Here is a 21548-nt window from a genome sequence, read left to right on the forward strand (position 1 = left end):
TGGCCCCGACCCGACCGTCGGGCACGCGGGTGGACACCGCGACCACCACGCCGTCGCCGCAGTGCCGGCGCACCGCGTCGACCACCGCCGGCCCGGCGTTGCCCGACCCCAGCGCCTCGAGCACCACGGCCCGCGCCCCGGCGGCAACGCACGCATCGAGCGCCACGGCGTCGCTGCCCAGATAGGCCGCGACGATGTCGACGCGCGGTGCGCTGCCGGCCCGCGGCTCGCCGACGTACGGGCGGGTCTTGGGTCCGGACAGCCGCACGTCACCGGCGACGGTGCCGAGCAGCTGACCGGTGAAGCCGCTCAGGTCGTCGGTGGCCACCTTGCTCATGCCCAGCGGTTGCAGCACCCGCCCGGCGAAGCACAGCAGCACGCCCAGGCCGCGGGCGGCCGGGCTGGCCGCCACCGCCAGCGCGTCGCGCACGTTGCCCGGGCCGTCCGCGTCCGGCGCGTCGGCGCTGCGCATGGCGCCGGTCAGCACCACCGGGGCGTGGCCCGCATACGTCAGATCGAGCCACAGCGCGCTTTCCTCCATGGTGTCGGTGCCATGCAGGACCACCACCCCGTCCGCGCCGCCGTCGACCGCGGCCGTCACCGCGTCACGGATCCGGTCCCAGTCGGCCAGGGTCAGCTCCGAGCTGTCGACCGCCAACAGGTCAACCACGTCGACGTCGTGCTCCGCGGAGAAGGGCGCCGTCAGATCCGCCCCGCTGTAGGCGGGTCGGTGCACCCCGTCGGCGCCGGTGCCGGTCGATATCGTGCCCCCGGTGGCGATCACGGTGAGGCGGGCCATGCTTGGCATCATTGCGCATCGCCGCCGGGCGAACCTGGCTAGCCTGCGTGGGGCGGTAGGGGATGATGGGGAAGTGCCTGAAGAACCGACAAACTCGACTGAGCCGGTGACCTCAGCCGAACAGGCTGGTGAGGCCGCCCCGGCCCAGCGGGACGCGGAGCCCGACGCCGTCGCGCCGCCCGAAGCCGCGCCGCGGCGGCTGCGGCTGCTGCTGTCGATCGCGGCCATCGTGCTGGCCCTCGACGTCGTCACCAAGGTGCTCGCCGTCAAACTGCTGCCGCCCGGCCAGCCGGTGCCGATCATCGGCGACACGGTGACCTGGACGCTGGTCCGCAACTCCGGGGCGGCGTTCTCGATGGCGACCGGCTACACGTGGGTGCTGACGCTGATCGCGACCGGGGTCGTGGTCGGCATCTTCTGGATGGGGCGTCGCCTGGTGTCCCCGTGGTGGGCGGTGGGCCTGGGCATGATCCTCGGCGGCGCGATGGGCAACCTGGTCGATCGTTTCTTCCGCGCCCCCGGCCCGCTGCGCGGGCACGTCGTGGACTTCCTGTCGATCGGCTGGTGGCCGGTGTTCAACGTCGCCGACCCCTCGGTGGTCGGCGGCGCCATCCTGCTGGTGGTGTTGTCGATCTTCGGGTTCGATTTCGACTCGGTCGGCCGGCGCACCGCCGCCGACCGGCGCAAGGACGAGGACGACGCCGGAGACGGCGCGGGTGAGTGACCGCTCGATGCCCGTCCCGGAGGGACTGGCGGGCATGCGCGTCGACGCCGGACTGGCCCGGCTGCTGGGGCTCTCGCGCAGCGCGGCGGCCGCGATCGCCGAGGACGGCGGCGTCGAGCTCGACGGCGTGCCGGCCGGCAAGTCCGACCGGTTGACCGGCGGCGCCTGGCTGCAGGTGCGCCTGCCCGAAGCGCCCGCGCCCCTGCAGAACACGCCGGTCGACGTCGAGGGCATGACGATCCTGTACTCCGACGACGACATCGTCGCGGTCGACAAACCGGCGGCGGTGGCCGCGCACGCCTCGGTGGGCTGGACCGGGCCCACGGTGCTCGGTGGCCTGGCCGCCGCCGGCTACCGGATCACCACCTCGGGGGTGCCCGAGCGGCAGGGCATCGTGCACCGCCTCGACGTCGGAACGTCCGGGGTGATGGTCGTGGCGCTGTCCGAGCGCGCCTACACCTTGCTCAAGCGGGCGTTCAAACAGCGCACCGTCGACAAGCGCTATCACGCGCTGGTGCAAGGACATCCGGACCCGTCCAGCGGGACCATCGACGCGCCGATCGGGCGACACCGCGGCGGCGAATGGAAGTTCGCGGTCACCAAGGACGGCCGGCACAGCCTCACCCACTACGACACCGTGGAGGCGTTCGTCGCCGCCAGCCTGCTCGACGTGCACCTGGAGACCGGCCGCACGCACCAGATCCGGGTGCATTTCTCCGCGCTGCATCACCCGTGCTGCGGCGACCTGGTCTACGGCGCCGACCCCAAGCTCGCGAAAAAGCTTGGGCTGGAACGGCAATGGCTACATGCTCGGTCGCTGTCATTCGCCCATCCGGCCGACGGCAGGCGGATGGAGATCGTCAGCCCCTACCCGCCCGACCTGCAACACGCGCTGGACGTGTTGCGCGACGAGGGCTGACTCACGCCGGCTTGCGGGCCTCGACGAGCAGGCGCACGGAGTGGCCGACGAACGGCCCGTCGGATTCGATGCGCTCGTGCAGTTCGGCCAGCCGGTCCCGGTACCGCTGCACGGTGAAGTCGGGCACCGTCCAGATCACCTTGCGCAGGAAGTACACGACGGCGCCGATGTCGAAGAACTCGGCGCGCATCCGCTCCATGCGGATATCGACGATCTGCAGCCCGGCCGCCTCGGCCTGCGCGCTCACCGCGTCCGGGTGAAACTCGGCCCATTTCTCCGGCTGCGGCCCGATGAAGTACTCGACCAGCTCGCCCATGGTGGCCGGACCGATGTGCTGCGCGAAGTAGGTGCCGCCGGGGCGCAGCACGCGCCGTATCTCCGACCACCAGACGGAGATCGGGTGGCGGGTGGTCACCAGGTCGAACGCCTCGTCGCCGAATGGCAGCGGCGGTTCGTCCCGGGTGGCGACCACCACCACACCGAGCGGATGCAGGCGCCGGGTGGCCAGCGCCGCGTTCGGGGGCCACGTCTCGATGGCCGCCATGGTGGGCGGGAACGGCGCCGCGCCGGACAGCACTTCACCGCCTCCGGTGTGAATGTCGAGCGCGGCCGACACCGCGGCCAACCGCTCCCGCAACAGCCGCTGGTAGCCCCACGACGGGCGCTCCTCGGTAGCCCGGCCGTCCAGCCACGAGAAATCCCAGCCGTCCAGCGGGGCGGCGTCGGCCTCCGCGATCAGTTCGTCAAATGTGCGCCGCATGCCACGCATGCTAGGCACTGCTGCTCGCCGGCAAGCCGAGATCGCCGCGATGGCGGCGATGGCCGTGGTGGGCGCCGGCCGCGATCCGGGGGAGCGGTCAGACCGTGACCTTGCCGGCGTCACCCGTGGCGATCTCGGGCGCCAGCGGTGCGATCGCGCCGAGTATCTCGGTGACCGTCTCGGACGGCACCCCGGCGGCGGCCAGCGCGTCGGCCAAATGCCCGGCCACCAAACTGAAGTGGTGCATGGTGATCCCGCGGCCCTGGTGCACCTGCTTCATCGGCGCGCCGGTGTAGGGCTCCGGGCCGCCCAGGGCGGCGGCGAAGAACTCCGTCTGCTTGCCCTTGAGGCGGTTCATGTTCGTGCCGGTGAAAAAGCCGGACAGCTGATCGTCGGCAAGCACCCGGACGTAGAAGTCCTCGACCACGACTTCGATCGCCTCGTGCCCACCGATCCGGTCGTAGATGGATGCCGGTGCGGCCTTGCGGAAGCGCGCCAGAATTTTCATAAGCACGATTGGAACATCTCGGCGTTGCCCGTCGGTTTATGCGCGATCACGCCCGGATTGCCTTGTGTAACAGCGGGATTGCCCGCCGCTGGCGGACGTTCTCGGCGAACCGTGAGAGTGGGAGCCGGGACCCATGACCGCAATCCGCGTCAAGGTGAGGCGAACATGTCCTAGGTTGGCTTCATGATGCACATCACATCACTCGCGCAGCCCCGCAATACGGTCGTGGCCATCGGGCAGGCCAGTTGCGGTCGGGGGGCTCACATCATCAGGAGCGAATGCCGATGAACCTTGGTGACTTAACGAACTTGGTGGAGAACTCGCTCGGAAACCTGGTGGAAAAGCCGCTCGCGGCGGTCTCGCACATCGTGAACACCCCGAACTCCGCCGGCCGGTATCGGCCGTTCTATCTGCGCAACCTGCTCGACGCGGTCCAGGGGCGCACGCTCGAGGACGCCGTCGCGGGCAAGACCGCGCTGATCACCGGGGGATCCTCCGGCATCGGCGAGGCCGCCGCGAAGAAGATCGCGGAGGCCGGTGGCACGGTGGCGCTGGTGGCGCGCACCCGGGAGAACCTCGAGAAGGTCGCCGACGAGATTCGCGACAACGGCGGCACCGCCCACGTCTACCCGTGCGACCTGTCCGACATGGACGCCATCGCCGCCATGGCCGATCAGGTGCTCGAGGACCTGGGCGGTGTCGACATCCTGATCAACAACGCGGGCCGCTCGATCCGGCGCTCACTCGAGCTGTCCTACGACCGGATCCACGACTATCAGCGGACCATGCAGCTGAACTACCTCGGCGCCGTCCAGCTGATCCTCAAGTTCATCCCCGGCATGCGCGAGCGGGGATACGGGCACGTCATCAACGTCTCCTCGGTCGGCGTGCAGACCCGCGCGCCGCGCTTCGGCGCCTACATCGCCAGCAAGGCCGCGCTGGACAGTCTGTGCGACGCGCTGCAGGCCGAAACGGTGAACGACGACGTCCGGTTCACCACCGTGCACATGGCGCTGGTGCGCACGCCGATGATCAGCCCCACCACGCTCTACGACAAGTTCCCGGCGCTCACACCCGAGCAGGCCGCCGGGGTGATCGCCGACGCGATCGTGCACCGGCCGCGCCGGGCCAGCTCACCGTTCGGGCAGTTCGCGGCCGTCGCCGATGCGCTCAACCCGGCGGTGATGGACCGGGTGCGCAACCGGGCGTTCGCCATGTTCAGCGACTCCAGCGCCGCCAAGGGAGATGAATCATCGAGCGACGCAACGGAATTCGATAAGCGCAGCGAGAACTTCGTGCGGGCGACCCGCGGGATACATTGGTGAGACCATGAGCCTTCCAAAACCTGACCTGCAGACCACCGTTGTCATCACCGGCGCCTCGTCGGGTATCGGCGCCGAACTGGCCCGCGGGTTGGCCCGTCGCGGCTTCCCGCTGCTGCTGGTCGCGCGCCGGCGCGAGCGCCTCGACGAACTGGCCAATGAGGTGGGCCAGGAGTACTCCGTGGCCGTCGAGGTGCTGCCGCTGGATCTCAGCGACAGCAAGGCCCGCGCCAAACTGGCGGGCCGGCTGCGCACCGAGCCGATCGCCGGCCTGTGCAACAGCGCCGGTTTCGGCACCAGCGGGGTGTTTCACGAGTTGCCGCTGGAGCGCGAGAGCGAAGAGGTGACGCTGAACGCGCTGGCGCTGATGGAGCTCACCCACGCGACGCTGCCGGGCATGGTTTCCCGCGGGGCGGGCGCGGTGATGAACATCGCGTCGATCGCCGGGTTCCAGCCGGTTCCCTACATGGCGGTGTACTCGGCCACCAAGGCCTTCGTGCAGACGTTCTCCGAGGCGGTGCACGAGGAGTTACACGGCACGGGCGTGTCGGTGACCTGCCTGTGCCCGGGACCGGTGCCGACCGAGTGGGCCGAGATCGCCAACGCCGAGCGGTTCAGCATCCCCATCGCGCAGGTCGCGCCGCGCGACGTTGCCGAGGCGGCCATCGTCGGCATGCTGTCCGGCCGTCGCACGGTGGTGCCCGGGGTGGTGCCCAAGGTGGTCAGCACCGGCGGCCGGTTCGCGCCGCGCAGCCTGCTGTTGCCCGGCATCCGGATCGGCAGCCGATTCCGCGGCGGGCCCAAGAGCTGAGCGGGTCGCCGGGTCGGGGCCCGTCTCGCATCAACGAGTCAGACCGCGACACTGAACCTACGTACGCGACACGCCGAGACGGGTGTGCGTAGATGCAGTCTCGCGGAATATGGGAGCCCGCCGCGGCGCAAGTGCCGGATGAGGCCGGGCGCTAGGCTCGGGCGGTGGCTGCTGTGGACCTGACCGCCGATGTCCCGATGACCCCGCAGGACATGTGGGACCACGTCTCCGACCTGTCGGACCTGGGCGACTGGCTGACCATGCACGAGGGATGGCGCAGCGAGCTGCCCGACGAGATCGCCGAGGGCACCGAGATCGTCGGCGTGGCGCGGGCCAAGGGTTTCCGCAACCGGGTGACGTGGACGGTGACCACCTGGGACCCGCCGCACGAGGTGGCGTTGTCGGGGTCCGGCAAGGGCGGCGCCAAATACGCCGTCACCCTCACCGTGCGACCCACCGGCGAGGGCTCGACGCTGGGTCTGCGGCTGGAACTGGGCGGACGGGCGTTGTTCGGCCCGGTGGGCTCGGCGGCGGCGCGCGCCGTCAAGGGCGACATGCAGAAGTCGCTGAAGAACTTCGTCGAGTTATACGCCAACGACTGATCCGTGGCGTTCGCAAGCGCGCCGAAGCCGGGCGCGGCGGGTCGTCGCCAATAAACACAGACACACGCGGCGACACGCCCAACCAGTGTCGGTCCGCGGTCCTAGACTGGCGTCCCTATGAACCACTCGTCCTTCGTGCACCTGCATAACCACACCGAGTATTCGATGTTGGACGGTGCCGCGAAGATCGGGCCGATGCTCGCCGAGGTGGACCGGCTGCAGATGCCGGCGGTCGGGATGACCGACCACGGAAACATGTTCGGCGCCAGCGAGTTCTACAACGCGGCGACCAAGGCCGGGATCAAGCCCATCATCGGCGTCGAGGCCTACATCGCGCCGGCCTCGCGCTTCGACACCCGCCGGATCCTGTGGGGCGACCCGGGCCAGAAGTCCGACGACGTGTCCGGCAGCGGCTCCTACACGCACATGACGATGGTGGCCGAGAATGCCACCGGCCTGCGCAACCTGTTCAAGCTGTCCTCGCTGGCGTCGTTCGAGGGCCAGCTCGGCAAGTGGTCGCGGATGGACGCCGAGATCATCGCCGAACACGCCGAGGGCATCATCGCCACCACCGGCTGCCCCTCGGGCGAGGTGCAGACCCGGCTGCGGCTGGGCCACGAGCGCGAGGCGCTGGAATCGGCCGCCAAGTGGCGCGAGATCTTCGGCGCCGACAACTACTTCCTGGAGCTGATGGACCACGGCCTGTCCATCGAGACCCGGGTCCGCGAAGGGCTGCTCGAGATCGGCCGCAAGCTGGGCATCCCGCCGCTGGCCACCAACGACTGCCACTACGTCACCCGCGACGCCGCCCACAACCACGAGGCGCTGCTGTGCGTGCAGACCGGCAAGACGCTCTCGGACCCGAACCGGTTCAAGTTCGACGGCGACGGCTACTACCTGAAGTCGGCCGCCGAGATGCGCCAGATCTGGGACGACGAGGTGCCCGGCGCCTGCGACTCCACCCTGCTGATCGCCGAGCGGGTGCAGCCCTACGACGACGTGTGGGCGCCGCGCGACCGGATGCCGATCTTCCCGGTGCCCGAGGGACATGACCAGGCGAGCTGGTTGCACCACGAGGTGATGGCCGGGCTGGCGCGCCGGTTCCCGTCCGGCGTCGGCCAGGACTACGTCGAGAGGGCCGAGTACGAGATCAAGGTCATCTGCGACAAGGGCTTCCCGTCCTACTTCCTGATCGTCGCCGACCTGATCAACTACGCACGCTCGGTGGACATCCGGGTGGGGCCGGGGCGTGGCTCGGCGGCGGGCTCGCTGGTGGCCTACGCGCTGGGCATCACCAACATCGACCCGATCCCGCACGGTCTGCTGTTCGAGCGTTTCCTCAACCCGGAGCGCCCGTCGGCACCCGACATCGATATCGACTTCGACGACCGTCGTCGCGGGGAGATGGTGCGCTACGCCGCCGAGAAGTGGGGTTCGGACCGCGTCGCGCAGGTCATCACCTTCGGCACCATCAAAACCAAAGCGGCCCTGAAGGATTCGGCCCGCATCCACTACGGCCAGCCCGGCTTCGCGATCGCCGACCGGATCACCAAGGCGCTGCCGCCGCCGATCATGGCCAAGGACATCCCGCTGTCGGGCATCACCGACCCCAACCACGAGCGCTACAAAGAAGCCGCGGAGGTCCGCGGTCTGATCGAGACCGACCCGGACGTGCGCACCATCTACCAGACCGCGCGCGGCCTGGAAGGCCTGATCCGCAACGCCGGCGTGCACGCGTGCGCGGTGATCATGAGCAGCGAGCCGCTGACCGAGGCCATCCCGCTGTGGAAGCGGCCCCAGGACGGGGCGATCATCACCGGCTGGGACTACCCGTCGTGTGAGGCCATCGGCCTGCTGAAGATGGACTTTTTGGGCCTGCGCAACCTGACGATCATCGGCGACGCGCTGGAGAACATCAAGTCCAACAGGGGAATCGACCTCGACCTGGAGTCGGTGCCGCTCGACGACAAGCCCACCTACGAGCTGCTCGGCCGCGGCGACACCCTGGGCGTGTTCCAGCTCGACGGCGGGCCGATGCGGGATCTGTTGCGCCGCATGCAGCCCACCGAGTTCAACGACATCGTCGCGGTGCTGGCCCTGTACCGCCCGGGGCCGATGGGCATGAACGCCCACAACGACTACGCCGACCGCAAGAACGGTCGTCAGGCGGTCAAGCCGATCCACCCGGAGCTCGAGGAGCCGCTGCGCGAGATCCTGGCCGAGACGTACGGCCTGATCGTCTACCAAGAGCAGATCATGTTCATCGCCCAGAAGGTCGCCTCGTACACGATGGGCAAGGCCGACGCGCTGCGCAAGGCGATGGGCAAGAAGAAGCTCGAGGTGCTCGAGGCCGAGTACAAGGGCTTCTACGAAGGCATGACCGCCAACGGCTTCTCCGAAAAAGCGGTGAAAGCCTTGTGGGACACCATTCTTCCGTTCGCCGGGTACGCGTTCAACAAGTCGCACGCGGCCGGCTACGGGCTGGTCTCCTATTGGACGGCCTACCTGAAGGCCAACTATCCGGCCGAGTACATGGCCGGCCTGCTGACGTCGGTGGGCGACGATAAGGACAAGGCCGCGGTCTACCTGGCCGACTGCCGCAAGCTCGGCATCACGGTGCTGCCGCCGGACGTCAACGAGTCCCTGGTGAACTTCGCCTCGGTGGGGCGCGACATCCGCTTCGGACTGGGCGCGGTGCGCAACGTCGGCGCCAACGTGGTCGGCTCGCTGATCGGCACCCGCAACGGCAAGGGCAAGTTCACCGACTTCTCGGACTACCTGAACAAGATCGACGTGGCGGCCTGCAACAAGAAGGTCACCGAGTCGTTGATCAAGGCCGGCGCCTTCGACTCGCTGGGGCATGCCCGCAAGGGCCTGTTCCTGGTGCACACCGACGCGGTCGACTCGGTGCTGGGCACCAAGAAGGCCGAGGCCATGGGCCAGTTCGACCTGTTCGGCGGTGGAGAAGATGGGGTCGGCTGCGATTCCGTGTTCAACATCAAGGTGCCCGACGACGAGTGGGAGGACAAGCACAAGCTCGCCCTGGAGCGAGAGATGCTGGGGCTCTACGTGTCCGGGCACCCGCTGAACCAGGTGGCGCACCTGCTGACCGCTCAGGTCGACACCCAGATCCCGGCCATCCTCGACGGCGATGTCCCCAACGACACCCAGGTGCGGGTGGGTGGCATCCTCGCGTCGGTCAACCGGCGGGTCAACAAGAACGGGATGCCTTGGGCGTCAGCCCAATTGGAGGACCTCACCGGTGGCATCGAGGTGATGTTCTTCCCGCAGGCCTACTCGGTGTACGGGGCCGACATCGCCGACGACGTCGTGGTGCTGATCAAGGCCAAGGTCTCGCTGCGCGACGACCGCGTCGCGCTGATCGCCAACGAGCTTGTGGTGCCGGACTTCTCCAATGCCCAGCCGAACCGGCCGCTGGCGGTCAGCCTGCCGACGCGCCAGTGCACCATCGACAAGGTCACCGCGCTCAAGCAGGTGCTGGCCCGCCACCCCGGCACGGCGCAGGTGCACCTGCGGCTGATCAGCGGAGACCGCATCACCACGCTGGAACTGGATGCCTCGCTGCGGGTTACGCCGTCGCCGGCGCTGATGGGCGACCTCAAGGCGCTGCTCGGCCCCGGCTGCCTGGGCGGCTAGGCGCTTCGTCGGATCACCGATCTCCGCGAGTGTGAAGTTGGTTTCACGCTCGCAACCGAACGTGAAGCTGGTTTCACACTGGGCGCCGGCGCTAGGCGCTCAATCCCAGCACGGCCTGGTGGTCGTGGGTCGGGACGATCGTGACCGCGTGACGCGCCAGGTGCAGTCGGTGCAGGGTCTTGAAGGTCTGCTCGCGATCCTCGTCCACCAAAAGACCCGGATAGCTTGACTTTTGGCGGAGCATCTCGATCTGCATGGCGTGCCAGGCCGCGTCGCCGGCGATCAGGATCCAGCCGCGTCCCGTGTGGGCGAGCACCCCGACGCTGCCCGGGGTGTGCCCGGCGAGGTCGACGAGCAGCACGGACTGGTCCCCGAAGAGGTCGTGGCTTCGGGTGAAGGTGAGCACCGGCGGCCCGTCCAGCTCGTACTCGACAACGGGCCTGCCGCGCAATGAATCCCGCACGCCGCCGACGGGCGCGACGGGCCCGGCGCCGATCCAGTCGCGTTCGGTGCGGTGCAGGTGCACGGGCAGCCCGGGCAGGTCCAGCAGGCCCGAGACGTGGTCCCAGTGCGCGTGGGTGGGCAGCGCGAAATCCAACGGCGCGGCAATGGGCGCCCGGCCCAGCGCGGTGATGGTGGGGACGGTGTCGGCCGGGGGACGGACCGCGACCCGCAGCGCCGCGGGCAGTTGGGCGATCGCTCGTCGCTCGACGTCGACGCACACGGCGGGGTCGACGATGAAGGTGGCCTGCGGGTGCCCGACCACGAACGACGTCAGCGAGTTCTCGATGCGCGCCGGCGTGAAGGCGCCCTCGACAATCGCCGCGGTCGGCACCGACCGCGGCACCTGGGGCAGCGCGGTCACCGTCACGGTGCGGCCGGGCGTCGGTAGCCCGGCGTCGGCGACGCTGCGGATGAACCGCTCGTCGGGCCGCCGCGGGCGCACCATGCCGAGCACCAGTCCCGCTGCGGCGCTGCAACATTGGCGGATCCCGGGGGAGCGGACCGGGTCGGCCACCGGCGGGTGTGTCATGGCAGCTCCACCCGCACGATGACGCTGCCCGGCCACACCCCGCGGTCGCGGGCGCGCCGCAGCTTCTCTCTCGCGCACAGGTCTTGGTGCACGTTGGTCACGCCGGGAACCTTGATCAGCGGCACGATGTTCCATTGCCAGCCGTAGCGCCGGTGCAGTACGTGGTTGGCGCGTTCGGCTTCGGCGCCGGAGAGCACTGTGGCCCGGCCGGCGACCGTCGTGGCGCCCTGACGCGGCCGGCCCCGGTAGTCGCAGGCCGCGAGTTCGACGTCGCGGCGCGCGGCCAGCCGCCGGGTCTTCGGGCCCACCTTGGTGCGGAACAGCAACCCGCCGTCGTCGAAGGCGAACCAGATCGGGGTGTCGACGGGGCTGCCGTCGCGGCGAAACGAGCGCAGCAGGGCGTAGCGAGACTCGCTGAGTTCTCGAGGGATGGTCATGACCACAGTCAAGGACTTAGAGTTGACTCGAAGTCAAGCACTGAAGTCCCGGGAGGCCGCGATGGCGCCGAGCCTGACGATCGGTGAGGTGGCGCGCCAGGCCGGGGTGGCCGCGACGGCGTTGCGCTACTACGAGCAGATCGGCCTGGTGCCGGAGCCGGCGCGGCTGGGCGGCCAGCGCCGCTATGACGACTCGATTCTGGCCCGCTTGGAGGTGATCGCGCTGTGCAAGGCCGCCGGTTTCTCGCTCGAGGAGATCCAGCTGCTGTTCGCCGACGACGCGCCGGGGCGGCCGGTCAGCCGCGCCCTGGCCAAGGCCAAACTCGCCGAGATCGACGCGCAGCTGGAGTCGCTGGCCCGCGCGCGGGCCGTCATCGAATGGGGAATGCGCTGCACGTGCCCCTCAATTGACGCTTGTACCTGTGGCATTCACCCACCGCACACCGGCAAGGAGCCCGCATGACCCAGCATCCCATCGCCGTGCGGAACTTCTCGCACGTCTGCGTCGGCGTCTCCGACATCGAGGCCTCGTTGGCCTTCTACACCGCGGTGCTGGGCATGGACGTGGTGTTCGACGTCGAACTCGAGGGCGCCGCACTGGATTCGGTCACCGGCGGTGCCGCCCAGCGGGGCCGCATGATCGGCGGGCTGATCGGGGCCGCGATGGTGGAGCTGTTGTCGCTGGGCGCCGTGCCCGAGTGCCCGAGCGGTCCGCACCTGGGTTACACCAACATGTCGTTTCGCGTCGACGATCTCGACGCCACCTTCGACACCGTCACCCGCCACCACCCGGGCGTGCGGGCCGACCCGCCCGTCGACATCGGGGGAGTGCGGATGTTCTTCGTCTACGACCCGGACGGCACGCCGATCGAGCTGGTCGAGCTGCCCGGCGGCGCGACGAGCACGGTGCAGCTGTGGCGCCCCGGGTCGTGACCCGGCCCCGCCGGCGAAGTCGCGCGATATGTTCCCCGCCCCTGTGCTCGGACGTAGGCTCACGAAGGCGATGCTGATGCGGCGGCGAGGAGGACGGACATGACGACAGGGCAGGCCCCGGCCACCTTGTGCGAGGCGTTCCAGCGCACCGCGTCGATCGACCCCGAGGCCGTCGCGCTCCGGACGCCCGGCGGCGCCCGGACGCTGACGTGGCGGGAACTCGCGGAGCAGGTGCGCAAGGTCGCCGCCGGCCTGGCCGGTCTTGGGGTCCGGCGGGGCGACACGGTGTCGCTGATGATGGCGAACCGGATCGAGTTCTACCCGTTCGAGATCGGCGCCCAACACCTTGGGGCCACATCGTTTTCGGTGTACAACACGTTGCCCGCCGAGCAGCTGACCTACCTGTTCAACAACGCCGGCACCAAGATCGCGATCTGCGAGGAACAGTACGTGGACCGCATTCGCGCCAGCCGTGCACCCATCGAGCACATCGTGTGCATCGACGGTTCGCCGCCCGGCGCCATCTCGGTGGACGACCTGTATGCCGCCGCGCGCACGGATTTCGACTTCGAGGCCACCTGGCGGGCGGTGCAACCCGAGGACGTCGTCACACTCATCTACACCTCCGGGACCACCGGCAACCCCAAGGGCGTGGAGATGACGCACGCCAGCCTGCTGTTCGAGGCGCACGGGCTCGACGCCGTGCTCGGCAGCCGGTTCGGTGACCGGACCACGTCGTATCTGCCCTCGGCGCACATTGCCGACCGGATGATGGCCCTGTACCCGCTGGAGGTGTTCGGCACCCAGGTGACCGCCGTCGACGACGCGCGCGCCGTGGCGGCGGCGCTGCCCGACGTGCGGCCCACGGTCTGGGCCGCGGTGCCTCGGGTGTGGGAAAAGCTCAAGGCGGCAATCGAATTCGTCGTCGCCAGCGAGGCCGACGACGTCAAACGCCAGGCGCTGCAATGGGCGATGTCGGTGGCCGCCAGGCGCGCCGCCGCGCTGGCGGGCGGCGAGCCCGAGCCGGCCGAGCTGACCGCCGAGTGGGCCAAAGCCGATGAGCTCGTGCTGTCCAAGCTGCGCGAGCGGCTTGGGTTCGGCGAACTGCGCTGGGCCGTGTCCGGCGCCGCGCCGATCCCCAAGGAGACACTGGCGTTCTTCGCGGGGATAGGCATCCCGATCAGCGAGGTCTGGGGCATGTCGGAGCTCAGTTGCGCTGCCAGCGTGGCACATCCGGACGACACGCGGCTGGGCACCGTCGGCAAGCTGCTTCCCGGCCTGGAGGGCAGACTCGCCGAGGACGGCGAATTTCTGATCCGCGGTCCGCTGGTGATGAAGGGCTACCGCAAGGAACCGGCGAAGACCGCCGAGGCGATCGACGCCGACGGTTGGCTGCACACCGGCGACATCATCGAGCTCGACGCCGACGGCTACCTGCGCATCGTCGACCGCAAGAAGGAGCTGATCATCAACGCCGCCGGAAAAAACATGTCGCCGGCCAACATCGAAAACGCCATCCTGGCCGCGTGTCCCATGGTCGGGGTGATGATCGCCATCGGCGAGGGGCGGCCCTACAACACCGCGCTGATGGTCTTCGACGCCGACTCGGTCGGCCCGTATGCCGCCCAGCGCGGCCTGTCCGACGCCTCGCCCGCCGCCCTGGCGGCCGACCCGGAGGTCATCGCGCAGATCGCCGCCGGGGTGGCCGCGGGCAACGAGAAGCTGTCCCAGGTGGAGCAGATCAAGCGGTTCCGCGTCCTGCCCACCCTGTGGGAGCCCGGCGGTGACGAGATCACGCTGACGATGAAGCTCAAGCGCAAGCCGATCATGGCGAAATACGCCGAGGAGATCGAGCAGCTTTATGCGCCCGAATTGCATCCGGACGTGCACGAGCCCGCCGAGACCGCATCGGTGCAGCCGGCATGATCGGGGGACCGGCGGGCGCGGCCCGCGAAATAGGCCGGGTGGGGCTACGAAAGCTGTTGCAGCGCACCGGCATTGTCGAGGAGTCGACGTCGCCGCTGTCGACCGACCCGGCCGAGGTCGCCGATTTGCTGGGCGCGCCATGGTATGACGAGCGGCTGGGCAAGCTGGCCCACGAGCTGGGGCGCGACCTGGACAGCGTGCGCGCCGAGGCCGCAAGCTACCTGCGCGAGATGGCGCCCTCGCTCGACGAGCGGGCGGTGAAGGCCTGGCGCAGCTTCAGTTGCTGGCTGATGCGCGCCTACGACGTGCTGACCGACGAGGACCAGATCGCCCAGCTGCGCAAGCTGGATCGCAAAGCAACACTGGCGTTTGCCTTTTCGCATCGCTCCTATCTGGATGGGCTGCTGCTGCCCGAGGTGATCCAGGCCAACCGGCTCTCGCCCGCGCTCACCTTCGGCGGCGCCAACCTGAATTTCTTCCCGATGGGCGCCTGGGCCAAGCGCACCGGAACCATCTTCATCCGGCGCCAGACGAAGGACATTCCCGTCTACCGCTTCGTGTTGCGCGCGTACGCCGCCCAGCTGGTGCAAAACCACGCCAACCTGACCTGGTCCATCGAGGGCGGCCGGACCAGGACGGGCAAGCTGCGCCCGCCGGTGTTCGGGATTCTGCGCTACATCAGCGACGCCGTCGACGAAATCGACGGCCCCGAGGTGTATCTGGTGCCGACGTCGATCGTGTACGACCAGCTGCACGAGGTGGAGGCCATGACCACCGAGGCCTACGGCGCGACGAAGCGGCCCGAAGACTTCCGCTTCCTGATCCGGCTGGCGCGCCAGCAGGGTGAGCGGCTCGGCCGTGCGTACCTGGACTTCGGTGAACCACTGCCGCTGCGCAAGCGCCTCGAGGAGTTGCGTGCCTTACAAGAGTCCGGCGCCAGCACCGAGATCGAACGCATCGCGCTGGACGTCGAACACCGGATCAACCGCGCCACGCCCGTTACCCCGACCGCGGTGGTGAGCCTCGCACTGCTGGGCGCCGACCGCTCGCTGTCCATCAGCGAGGTGCTGGCCACCGTGCGCCCGCTGGCGAGCTACATCGCGGCGCGCAACTGGAAGGTGGCCGGCGCCGCCGACCTGACCAACCGCTCGACCATCCGCTGGACCCTGCACCAGCTGGTGGCCTCCGGCGTGGTCAGCGTGTACGACGCCGGCACCGAACCGGTCTGGGGCATCGGGGCCGAACAGCACCTGGTCGCCGCCTTCTACCGCAACGCCGCCATTCACATCGTGGTCGATCGCGCGATCGCCGAGACCGCGCTGCTGGCCGCGACCGAGGACGCCGAGGGCTCGGTGGACGGGCTGGTCCAGCCGAGCGCCGTGCGCGATGAGGCGCTGAAGTTGCGCGAATTGCTGAAGTTCGAGTTTTTGTTCTCCGCGCGAGCGCAATTCGAGAAGGAGCTCGCCGACGAGGTCCGCCTGCTCGGGCGGGTGGATGACACCAGCAAGGCGGCCAGCGCGGGCGACGTGCGCGGCCTGCTGGAAAAGGCCGACGTGCTGTTGGCGCACCTCGTGCTGCGCCCGTTCCTCGACGCCTACCACATCGTCGCCGACCGGCTCGCCGACTACGACGACGAATCGTTCGACGAGGACGCGTTTCTCGCCGAATGTCTCGAGGTGGGCAAGCAGTGGGAGCTGCAACGCAGGATCGCCAGCGCCGAGTCGAGGTCAATGGAGTTGTTCAAGACCGCGCTGCGATTGGCCCGGCATCGTGAACTGGTCGACGGCGTGGCGGACCTGGATATCGCCCGGCGGCGCCGTGAGTTCGCCGAGGAGATCGCCGCGGCCGTCCGCCGGGTGAACACCATTGCGGAGCTGGCCAGGGCCCAGTGATCGCTCGCTCTCGGCGGGCGGTGCGGTTCACAGACCGTTAACGTTTGGTCGCGATAGTGCGTTGGCGAAGTGGATGAGGGTCGGCGGTGTTCACCAGCGGCCGGTGAAGCGAGGATGTGATGACTGAGAAATCCAGCGGGCAACCCCGCCCCCTGATCGGGTACATCACCCACGACATCGCACCGCCGATCAGCCCCGCGCCGATCGGCCGGGAGTGGATGTCGGAGATCCGCCAGGGCTGGCCGCACCGGTGTCTGCCGATGCTGATCGCCAACCAGAGCGGCTGGGAGGTGCGCAACCGCAGCGCGTTCACCGCGACCTGGATGGGCGGCAATGACCGCACCAACCTGATGATCGCGCCCGACACCCGCGACAGCGGCCAGTTCCTGCCGTCGAGCCACTTCGGCTACGGCATCCTGACCTGGCACCTGCCCATCCTGTTCCGCACCCCGCCGGGCTACAACCTGCTGGTTCGCGGACCGGCCAATCATCCGAAGGACGCCATCTCCCCGCTGGAGGGCATCGTCGAAACCGATTGGTCCAGCTCGAGTTTCAGCATGAACTGGAAATTCACCCGGGAGTTCATGCCGGTGCGATTCGAGATCGACGAGCCGATCTGCATGATCGTGCCGCAGCGCCGGGCCGAGCTGGAGGAGTTCGCGCCTGAGCTGCGGCCCATCGAATCCGACGAGGAGCTGCACCGCAAGCACGAGCACTTCCTCGGCTCGCGCGGCGCGCTGGGCCGTGAACAGGAGGCCGCGGCCGGTGCGGCCAACGAGAAGGTGCCGTGGCAGGGCGATTACACGCGCGGCCGGCACAGCGACGGCGAGCCCGGCGCGGACGACCACCAGACCCGCCGCCGACTCCGGTCGTTCGTCGCGCAGCAGCCCGAGAACGCGGACTAGCGCGACATCATTGCGCGGGCAAGGGAATTGCCCACCGCCGCGTTGCTGATCGCCTCTGGCGCCTGCGCCGATGCGCCGGCCCACGCGATGTACCCGTCGGGACGCACCAGCACGGCGGGGCCGTAGTCGGCCCGCTCGGCCTGCACCATTCCGGGCGCCTCGACCGGGGCGGCGCCGTATTCGCGGATGAAGACGTAATTGCCACCGCGCTGCAGCTGCGTCAACCGCCCCTCGACGAGGGGGATCGCGGCGGCCCGGGTGCCGACCAGCCCGCGCCGGCCGTACCGCAACCCGGTGCCCGCGAAACTGCCGGCCACCAAGTCCTGCACGGCGGGAAGGTGAAGCAGTTTGGGCGCCAACAGGTTACGCAGCCAGATCGCGGGCCGCCGATGCAGCGTCGCGGCGCGGGCGATCATCCCCGACTGCACCAGCACCCGCTTGCCGATCGGATGGCGTTCGTCCTGGTAGGTGTCCAGCAGCGCGTCGTCGGCCCCGCCGAGCACGGCATCGAGCTTCCAGGCCAGGTTCGCGGCGTCCTGGATGCCGGTGTTCATGCCCTGGCCGCCCATCGGGGAGTGCACGTGCGCGGCGTCGCCGGCCAGGAACACCCGGCCGTGCCGGTACTGCGCGACTTGCCTTTCGTCGCAATGGAATCGCGACTTCCAGCCGATCTGGGTCACACCGAAGTCGGTGCCCATGGCGCGGGCGAGGACGTCGACGATCTCGGCGTCGTCGACGGGCGCGTCGTCGGGCAGTTGGTGGTCGCGGTCCCACACCAGGGCGCGGTACCACGAGCCGTCCGCGTCGTGCCGGTTGTAGGGAGCCAGGAAACCCAGCACGTCACCGGTGGTGCCCACCACCAGGCCGCCGCGGGCCGGGCCGTGGGCCAGCTTGACGTCGGCCAGCATCAACGAGGTCAGCACCGTCTTGCCGGGGAAGTCGGCGCCGAGCAGCGTCCGGACGGTGCTGTGGGCGCCGTCGGCGCCGATCACATACCGCGCCCGCCACGTCTGCCGGTGTGCGGGATCGCCGTCGCCCTTGGAGGGTCCGGCGGTGACGGTGACGCCCGCGGCGTCCTGCGCGAGCGCGACCACCTCCACGCCGCGCCGGATGTCGGCCCCCTCGGCCACCGCGTAGCGGCGCAGCGCGGCGTCGACGTTGGTCTGCGGGGTGATCAGGACGAACGGGTAGGCCGAGTCGAGCCGGGTCATGTCGAGGCGGGCCCTGGCGAACAGCGTCACGTCCGGTCCGCGCTGCCCGATCGCGAGCAGCTCGTCGGCCGCGCCGCGCGCGTCGAGGAGCTCTAGGGTCCGGGGCATGACGGCGAACGCGCGGCTGGTCGGGTTCTCGGCGGGCCAGCGCTCCAGCACGGTCACCGACCGCCCGGCGCGGGCCAGGTCGCCCGCGGCGGTCAGGCCGGTGGGGCCCGCGCCCACGACCAGGACGTCGACCTCGGGAACGGTGGTTGTACTCATCGGATCGCTCCTTCCGGTTGCGGGTACCAGCGACGGATGTCGCCGGGGGTGGCTTGCGCGGCGTGGTTGAAGACGAAGCGGCAACCGGGCTGGGTGTTGTGCGCGATGTTGACGATCGACTCGAACAGCAGGGTGTTGGCGGCGACCAGGCGGATCCCGGCGCCGATCAGCACGGCGTCGTAACGCTTGGCGCGCAGCCACGCGGCGGCCTTGTCGGCGCCGGCGGTGCCGAAGTCGATCAGGCAGTTGTCGACCCGGTAGCCCGCCGCGCGCAGGCCGGCGACGTTGGCGTCGTTGGCCGCCCGCAGCGCGTACCGCGACAGGCCCGCGAACTGGGCGAACTCCGGCGACGAGTAGTCGATGACGTCGGGATTTAGCCCGATCTGGATGACGGTCACGGTCATGTCTGGGTCTCCTCGCCGAGCCGGTTCAACAACTGTTGAACTCAACGTAAGCCCGGCTGCTAGCCATGTCAACAGTTGTTGAACTAGAATTTCGGCATGCCCGGTAAGACCCGCGACGGCAAGGTCACCCGCGCGACGATCCTGAGCGCCGCGCGGACCCTGTTCTCCACCCACGGCTTCGAGCGGACCACCATCCGTGCGATCGCGGCCGAGGCCGGCGTCGACCCGGCGCTCGTCATGCACTACTTCGGCAACAAGGCCGACCTGTTCGCCGCGGTCTCGCGGCTCGAGATCACCTTCCCCGACCTCACCGGCGTCGCCCCGGAACGCATCGCCGACATCCTGGTGCCGTTCCTCATCCGGGTATGGGATCCGGGCGGGCCGTTCCTGCCGCTGCTGCGCGCGGCCGCGACCAACCGGGTGGCCGCCGACGCGCTACTGGAGGTGTTCGTCGAAAAGGTCGCCCCGGCGCTGACCACCATCACCCCCGACCGGGCCGCCGAGCGGACCGCGATGGTGGGATCGCAGGTGCTGGGAATCGCCATGGCGCGCAATGTCGTTGGGGTGCCCGCGCTGGCCGCGATGGACGACGCGACGCTGACCGAATGGCTGCGCCCGGTGCTGGCGCACTACCTCACCGGCTCGACCCGCGCCTAGAGTGAATGGCATGCCGCTTACCGGAGAATACGAACCGTCGCCGTTGGATTGGTCTCGCGAGCAAGCTGACAAATACGCCGAGTCGGGGGGCGCCGAGGCCGCCGACATGAAGGGCAAGCCGATCATCCTACTGACCACGGTCGGCGCCAAGACCGGCAAACTGCGCAAGACGCCGCTGATGCGCGTCGAGCACGACGGCCAGTACGCGGTCGTCGCCTCCTTGGGCGGGGCGCCGAAACATCCGGTCTGGTACTACAACATCAAGAAGAATCCCCGCGTCGAGCTGCAGGACGGCTCGGTGACCCGCGATTACGACGCCCGCGAGGTCTTCGGCGACGAGAAGGCGACTTGGTGGGAGCGCGCCGTGGCGGCCTGGCCCGACTACGCCGAGTACCAGACCAAGACCGACCGCCAGATCCCGGTGTTCGTGCTGACCCCGATCGACTGAATTCCGGAGTTGGTCGGCCGCCGTGGCACCATTGATCAGTGTCCGCCGAATTGAGCCAGAGTCCGAGCGTCTCGCCGCTGTCCGCGGCTGACATCGACGGCGCGGCCAAGCGGATCGCCGCGGTGGTCACGCCGACCCCGCTGCAGTTCAGCGACCGGTTGTCGGCGATCACCGGCGCGCAGGTCTACCTCAAGCGCGAGGACCTGCAGATCGTGCGCTCTTACAAGCTGCGCGGCGCCTACAACCTGCTGGTCCAGCTGACCGAGGCGGAGCTGGCCGCCGGGGTGGTGTGTTCGTCGGCGGGCAACCACGCGCAGGGCTTCGCCTACGCGTGCCGGATGCTGCAGGTGCACGGCCGCGTCTACGTGCCGGCCAAGACGCCGATGCAGAAGCGCGACCGGATCCGCTACCACGGCGGCGACTTCATCGACCTGATCGTCGGTGGCAGCACCTACGACCTGGCCGCCGAGGCGGCCCTGGCCGACGTGGCGAGCACCGGCGCCACGTTGGTGCCGCCCTATGACGACCTGCGCACCATGGCGGGCCAGGGCACCATCGCCGCCGAACTACTCGATCAGCTGGGCGCCGAGCCGGACCTGGTGGTGGTCCCGGTGGGCGGCGGCGGCTGCATCGCCGGCATCACCACCTACCTCGCCGAGCGGACGCGCAACACCTCGGTGCTGGGCGTCGAGCCGGCCGGCGCCGCGGCGATGATGGCCGCGCTGTCGGCCGGGGAGCCGGTGACGCTGGAAGACGTCGACCAGTTCGTCGACGGCGCCGCGGTGCGGCGGGCCGGTGACCTGACCTACGCCGCGCTGGCGGCCGCCGGCGACATGGTCTCGATCACCGCGGTCGACGAGGGCGCGGTGTGCACCGCGATGCTCGACCTCTACCAGAACGAGGGCATCATCGCCGAGCCGGCGGGCGCGCTGTCGGTCACCGGATTGCTCGACGCCGACATCGAGCCCGGTTCGACGGTGGTTTGCCTGATCTCGGGCGGTAACAACGACGTGTCGCGGTACGGCGAAGTGCTCGAACGCTCGCTGGTGCACCTCGGCCTCAAGCACTACTTCCTGGTGGACTTCCCCCAGGAGCCCGGCGCGCTGCGCCGCTTCCTGGACACCGTGCTCGGACCGAACGACGACATCACCCTGTTCGAGTACGTCAAGCGCAACAACCGGGAGACCGGCGAGGCGCTGGTCGGCATCCAGCTGGGGTCCTCGGCCGACCTGGACGGCCTGCTGGCCCGGATGCGTGCGACCGAGTTGCACGTCGAGACCCTGAAACCGGGCTCGCCGGCCTACCGCTACCTGCTGCTTTAGCGGCCGGGGCCGCG

At 69.4% G+C, this 21548-nt stretch carries 21 protein-coding genes; 14 read left to right on the forward strand and 7 right to left on the reverse strand.

Annotation, left to right across the window (positions count from 1 at the left end; all coding sequences use genetic code 11):
* A partial coding sequence (locus A5659_RS05830) for an asparaginase (RefSeq protein WP_067179731.1) occupies window positions 1-799 on the reverse strand: 799 nt, incomplete at its 3' end.
* Between the two features lie 73 nt (window positions 800-872).
* Here A5659_RS05830 and lspA point away from each other — a divergent pair.
* Both lspA and A5659_RS05840 read left to right on the forward strand, forming a co-directional pair.
* Window positions 873-1523, forward strand: coding sequence for a signal peptidase II (gene lspA / locus A5659_RS05835; RefSeq protein WP_082972012.1), 651 nt, complete (start codon window positions 873-875; stop codon window positions 1521-1523).
* A complete protein-coding gene (locus tag A5659_RS05840) occupies window positions 1516-2442 on the forward strand; it encodes an RluA family pseudouridine synthase (RefSeq protein ID WP_066871279.1) in 927 nt (308 codons plus the stop codon). Before lspA ends, A5659_RS05840 begins: the two co-directional genes overlap by 8 nt.
* Window position 2443: 1 nt before the next feature.
* Here the strand turns inward: A5659_RS05840 and A5659_RS05845 are convergent, their stop codons facing one another.
* Together A5659_RS05845 and A5659_RS05850 are read right to left on the reverse strand one after the other, a co-directional pair.
* A complete protein-coding gene (locus tag A5659_RS05845) occupies window positions 2444-3202 on the reverse strand; it encodes a class I SAM-dependent methyltransferase (RefSeq protein ID WP_066871276.1) in 759 nt (252 codons plus the stop codon).
* A 97-nt stretch (window positions 3203-3299) separates the two neighbouring features.
* Complete coding sequence (locus A5659_RS05850) at window positions 3300-3710, reverse strand: group 1 truncated hemoglobin (protein ID WP_066871273.1); 411 nt, start codon at window positions 3708-3710, stop codon at window positions 3300-3302.
* A gap of 284 nt (window positions 3711-3994) precedes the next feature.
* Here A5659_RS05850 and A5659_RS05855 point away from each other — a divergent pair, with 284 nt between their 5' ends.
* The 4 genes from A5659_RS05855 to dnaE all read left to right on the forward strand — a co-directional run bounded on the left by A5659_RS05855 (window position 3995) and on the right by dnaE (window position 10102).
* Window positions 3995-5035: an SDR family NAD(P)-dependent oxidoreductase gene (locus tag A5659_RS05855; RefSeq protein ID WP_067179876.1), complete on the forward strand. Its 1041-nt coding sequence runs from the start codon at window positions 3995-3997 to the stop codon at window positions 5033-5035.
* Window positions 5036-5039: 4 nt separating this feature from the next.
* Window positions 5040-5843: an SDR family oxidoreductase gene (locus tag A5659_RS05860; RefSeq protein ID WP_066861004.1), complete on the forward strand. Its 804-nt coding sequence runs from the start codon at window positions 5040-5042 to the stop codon at window positions 5841-5843.
* A 164-nt stretch (window positions 5844-6007) separates the two neighbouring features.
* Entirely contained in the window at window positions 6008-6445 is a 438-nt protein-coding gene (locus A5659_RS05865) for an SRPBCC family protein (protein WP_066861001.1), read from the forward strand.
* Between the two features lie 117 nt (window positions 6446-6562).
* Entirely contained in the window at window positions 6563-10102 is a 3540-nt protein-coding gene (gene dnaE / locus A5659_RS05870; protein WP_066860997.1) for a DNA polymerase III subunit alpha, read from the forward strand.
* A gap of 91 nt (window positions 10103-10193) precedes the next feature.
* Here dnaE and A5659_RS05875 read toward each other — a convergent pair whose 3' ends face one another.
* Both A5659_RS05875 and A5659_RS05880 read right to left on the reverse strand, forming a co-directional pair.
* Entirely contained in the window at window positions 10194-11135 is a 942-nt protein-coding gene (locus A5659_RS05875; RefSeq protein WP_067179734.1) for an MBL fold metallo-hydrolase, read from the reverse strand.
* Window positions 11132-11572: a PPOX class F420-dependent oxidoreductase gene (locus tag A5659_RS05880; RefSeq protein WP_066860991.1), complete on the reverse strand. Its 441-nt coding sequence runs from the start codon at window positions 11570-11572 to the stop codon at window positions 11132-11134. Before A5659_RS05880 ends, A5659_RS05875 begins: the two co-directional genes overlap by 4 nt.
* A 61-nt stretch (window positions 11573-11633) precedes the next feature.
* Here A5659_RS05880 and A5659_RS05885 point away from each other — a divergent pair, with 61 nt between their 5' ends.
* The 5 genes from A5659_RS05885 (at window position 11634) to A5659_RS05905 (ending at window position 17228) form a co-directional block, all read left to right on the forward strand.
* Window positions 11634-12035 (forward strand): helix-turn-helix domain-containing protein, encoded by a 402-nt coding sequence (locus A5659_RS05885; protein WP_065155409.1) that lies wholly within the window; start codon window positions 11634-11636, stop codon window positions 12033-12035.
* Entirely contained in the window at window positions 12032-12505 is a 474-nt protein-coding gene (locus tag A5659_RS05890) for a VOC family protein (RefSeq protein WP_065155408.1), read from the forward strand. Before A5659_RS05885 ends, A5659_RS05890 begins: the two co-directional genes overlap by 4 nt.
* Before the next feature lie 99 nt (window positions 12506-12604).
* Entirely contained in the window at window positions 12605-14431 is a 1827-nt protein-coding gene (gene fadD11 / locus A5659_RS05895) for a fatty acid--CoA ligase FadD11 (protein ID WP_066860988.1), read from the forward strand.
* Entirely contained in the window at window positions 14428-16323 is a 1896-nt protein-coding gene (locus tag A5659_RS05900; RefSeq protein WP_066860985.1) for a lysophospholipid acyltransferase, read from the forward strand. Before fadD11 ends, A5659_RS05900 begins: the two co-directional genes overlap by 4 nt.
* Window positions 16324-16442: 119 nt before the next feature.
* Entirely contained in the window at window positions 16443-17228 is a 786-nt protein-coding gene (locus A5659_RS05905) for a DUF6065 family protein (protein ID WP_067144208.1), read from the forward strand.
* Here A5659_RS05905 and A5659_RS05910 read toward each other — a convergent pair.
* Window positions 17225-18703, reverse strand: a complete 1479-nt coding sequence (locus A5659_RS05910) for an FAD-dependent oxidoreductase (RefSeq protein ID WP_067179738.1) — start codon at window positions 18701-18703, stop codon at window positions 17225-17227. The genes A5659_RS05905 and A5659_RS05910 overlap by 4 nt on opposite strands.
* Window positions 18700-19107: a hypothetical protein gene (locus A5659_RS05915; protein ID WP_067179741.1), complete on the reverse strand. Its 408-nt coding sequence runs from the start codon at window positions 19105-19107 to the stop codon at window positions 18700-18702. Before A5659_RS05915 ends, A5659_RS05910 begins: the two co-directional genes overlap by 4 nt.
* Window positions 19108-19203: 96 nt before the next feature.
* Here A5659_RS05915 and A5659_RS05920 point away from each other — a divergent pair, with 96 nt between their 5' ends.
* Genes A5659_RS05920 through ilvA form a run of 3 tightly spaced genes read left to right on the forward strand, consistent with a single transcriptional unit; the run spans window position 19204 to window position 21534 of the window.
* Complete coding sequence (locus tag A5659_RS05920) at window positions 19204-19764, forward strand: TetR family transcriptional regulator (protein WP_067179744.1); 561 nt, start codon at window positions 19204-19206, stop codon at window positions 19762-19764.
* A 10-nt stretch (window positions 19765-19774) separates the two neighbouring features.
* Window positions 19775-20212: a nitroreductase family deazaflavin-dependent oxidoreductase gene (locus tag A5659_RS05925; protein WP_066864226.1), complete on the forward strand. Its 438-nt coding sequence runs from the start codon at window positions 19775-19777 to the stop codon at window positions 20210-20212.
* 38 nt (window positions 20213-20250) lie between these two features.
* Complete coding sequence (ilvA, locus tag A5659_RS05930; RefSeq protein ID WP_066864209.1) at window positions 20251-21534, forward strand: threonine ammonia-lyase; 1284 nt, start codon at window positions 20251-20253, stop codon at window positions 21532-21534.
* The last annotated feature ends 14 nt before the right edge of the window (window positions 21535-21548 follow it).

Source organism: Mycobacterium sp. 1165196.3 (assembly GCF_001673415.1).
In the GTDB taxonomy this organism is placed as follows: domain Bacteria; phylum Actinomycetota; class Actinomycetes; order Mycobacteriales; family Mycobacteriaceae; genus Mycobacterium; species Mycobacterium europaeum_A.

What these genes read in the sequence shown, in the direction of transcription:
- A5659_RS05855 (WP_067179876.1), top strand. Translation starts at nt 3,995, where the DNA reads ATGAACCTTGGTGACTTAACGAACTTGGTGGAGAACTCGCTCGGAAAC.
- A5659_RS05850 (WP_066871273.1), bottom strand. Translation starts at nt 3,710, where the DNA reads ATGAAAATTCTGGCGCGCTTCCGCAAGGCCGCACCGGCATCCATCTAC.
- A5659_RS05910 (WP_067179738.1), bottom strand. Translation starts at nt 18,703, where the DNA reads ATGAGTACAACCACCGTTCCCGAGGTCGACGTCCTGGTCGTGGGCGCG.
- dnaE (WP_066860997.1), top strand. Translation starts at nt 6,563, where the DNA reads ATGAACCACTCGTCCTTCGTGCACCTGCATAACCACACCGAGTATTCG.
- A5659_RS05845 (WP_066871276.1), bottom strand. Translation starts at nt 3,202, where the DNA reads ATGCGGCGCACATTTGACGAACTGATCGCGGAGGCCGACGCCGCCCCG.
- A5659_RS05860 (WP_066861004.1), top strand. Translation starts at nt 5,040, where the DNA reads ATGAGCCTTCCAAAACCTGACCTGCAGACCACCGTTGTCATCACCGGC.
- A5659_RS05885 (WP_065155409.1), top strand. Translation starts at nt 11,634, where the DNA reads ATGGCGCCGAGCCTGACGATCGGTGAGGTGGCGCGCCAGGCCGGGGTG.
- A5659_RS05925 (WP_066864226.1), top strand. Translation starts at nt 19,775, where the DNA reads ATGCCGCTTACCGGAGAATACGAACCGTCGCCGTTGGATTGGTCTCGC.
- A5659_RS05880 (WP_066860991.1), bottom strand. Translation starts at nt 11,572, where the DNA reads ATGACCATCCCTCGAGAACTCAGCGAGTCTCGCTACGCCCTGCTGCGC.
- A5659_RS05900 (WP_066860985.1), top strand. Translation starts at nt 14,428, where the DNA reads ATGATCGGGGGACCGGCGGGCGCGGCCCGCGAAATAGGCCGGGTGGGG.
- fadD11 (WP_066860988.1), top strand. Translation starts at nt 12,605, where the DNA reads ATGACGACAGGGCAGGCCCCGGCCACCTTGTGCGAGGCGTTCCAGCGC.
- A5659_RS05875 (WP_067179734.1), bottom strand. Translation starts at nt 11,135, where the DNA reads ATGACACACCCGCCGGTGGCCGACCCGGTCCGCTCCCCCGGGATCCGC.
- A5659_RS05905 (WP_067144208.1), top strand. Translation starts at nt 16,443, where the DNA reads ATGACTGAGAAATCCAGCGGGCAACCCCGCCCCCTGATCGGGTACATC.
- A5659_RS05915 (WP_067179741.1), bottom strand. Translation starts at nt 19,107, where the DNA reads ATGACCGTGACCGTCATCCAGATCGGGCTAAATCCCGACGTCATCGAC.
- A5659_RS05890 (WP_065155408.1), top strand. Translation starts at nt 12,032, where the DNA reads ATGACCCAGCATCCCATCGCCGTGCGGAACTTCTCGCACGTCTGCGTC.
- A5659_RS05920 (WP_067179744.1), top strand. Translation starts at nt 19,204, where the DNA reads ATGCCCGGTAAGACCCGCGACGGCAAGGTCACCCGCGCGACGATCCTG.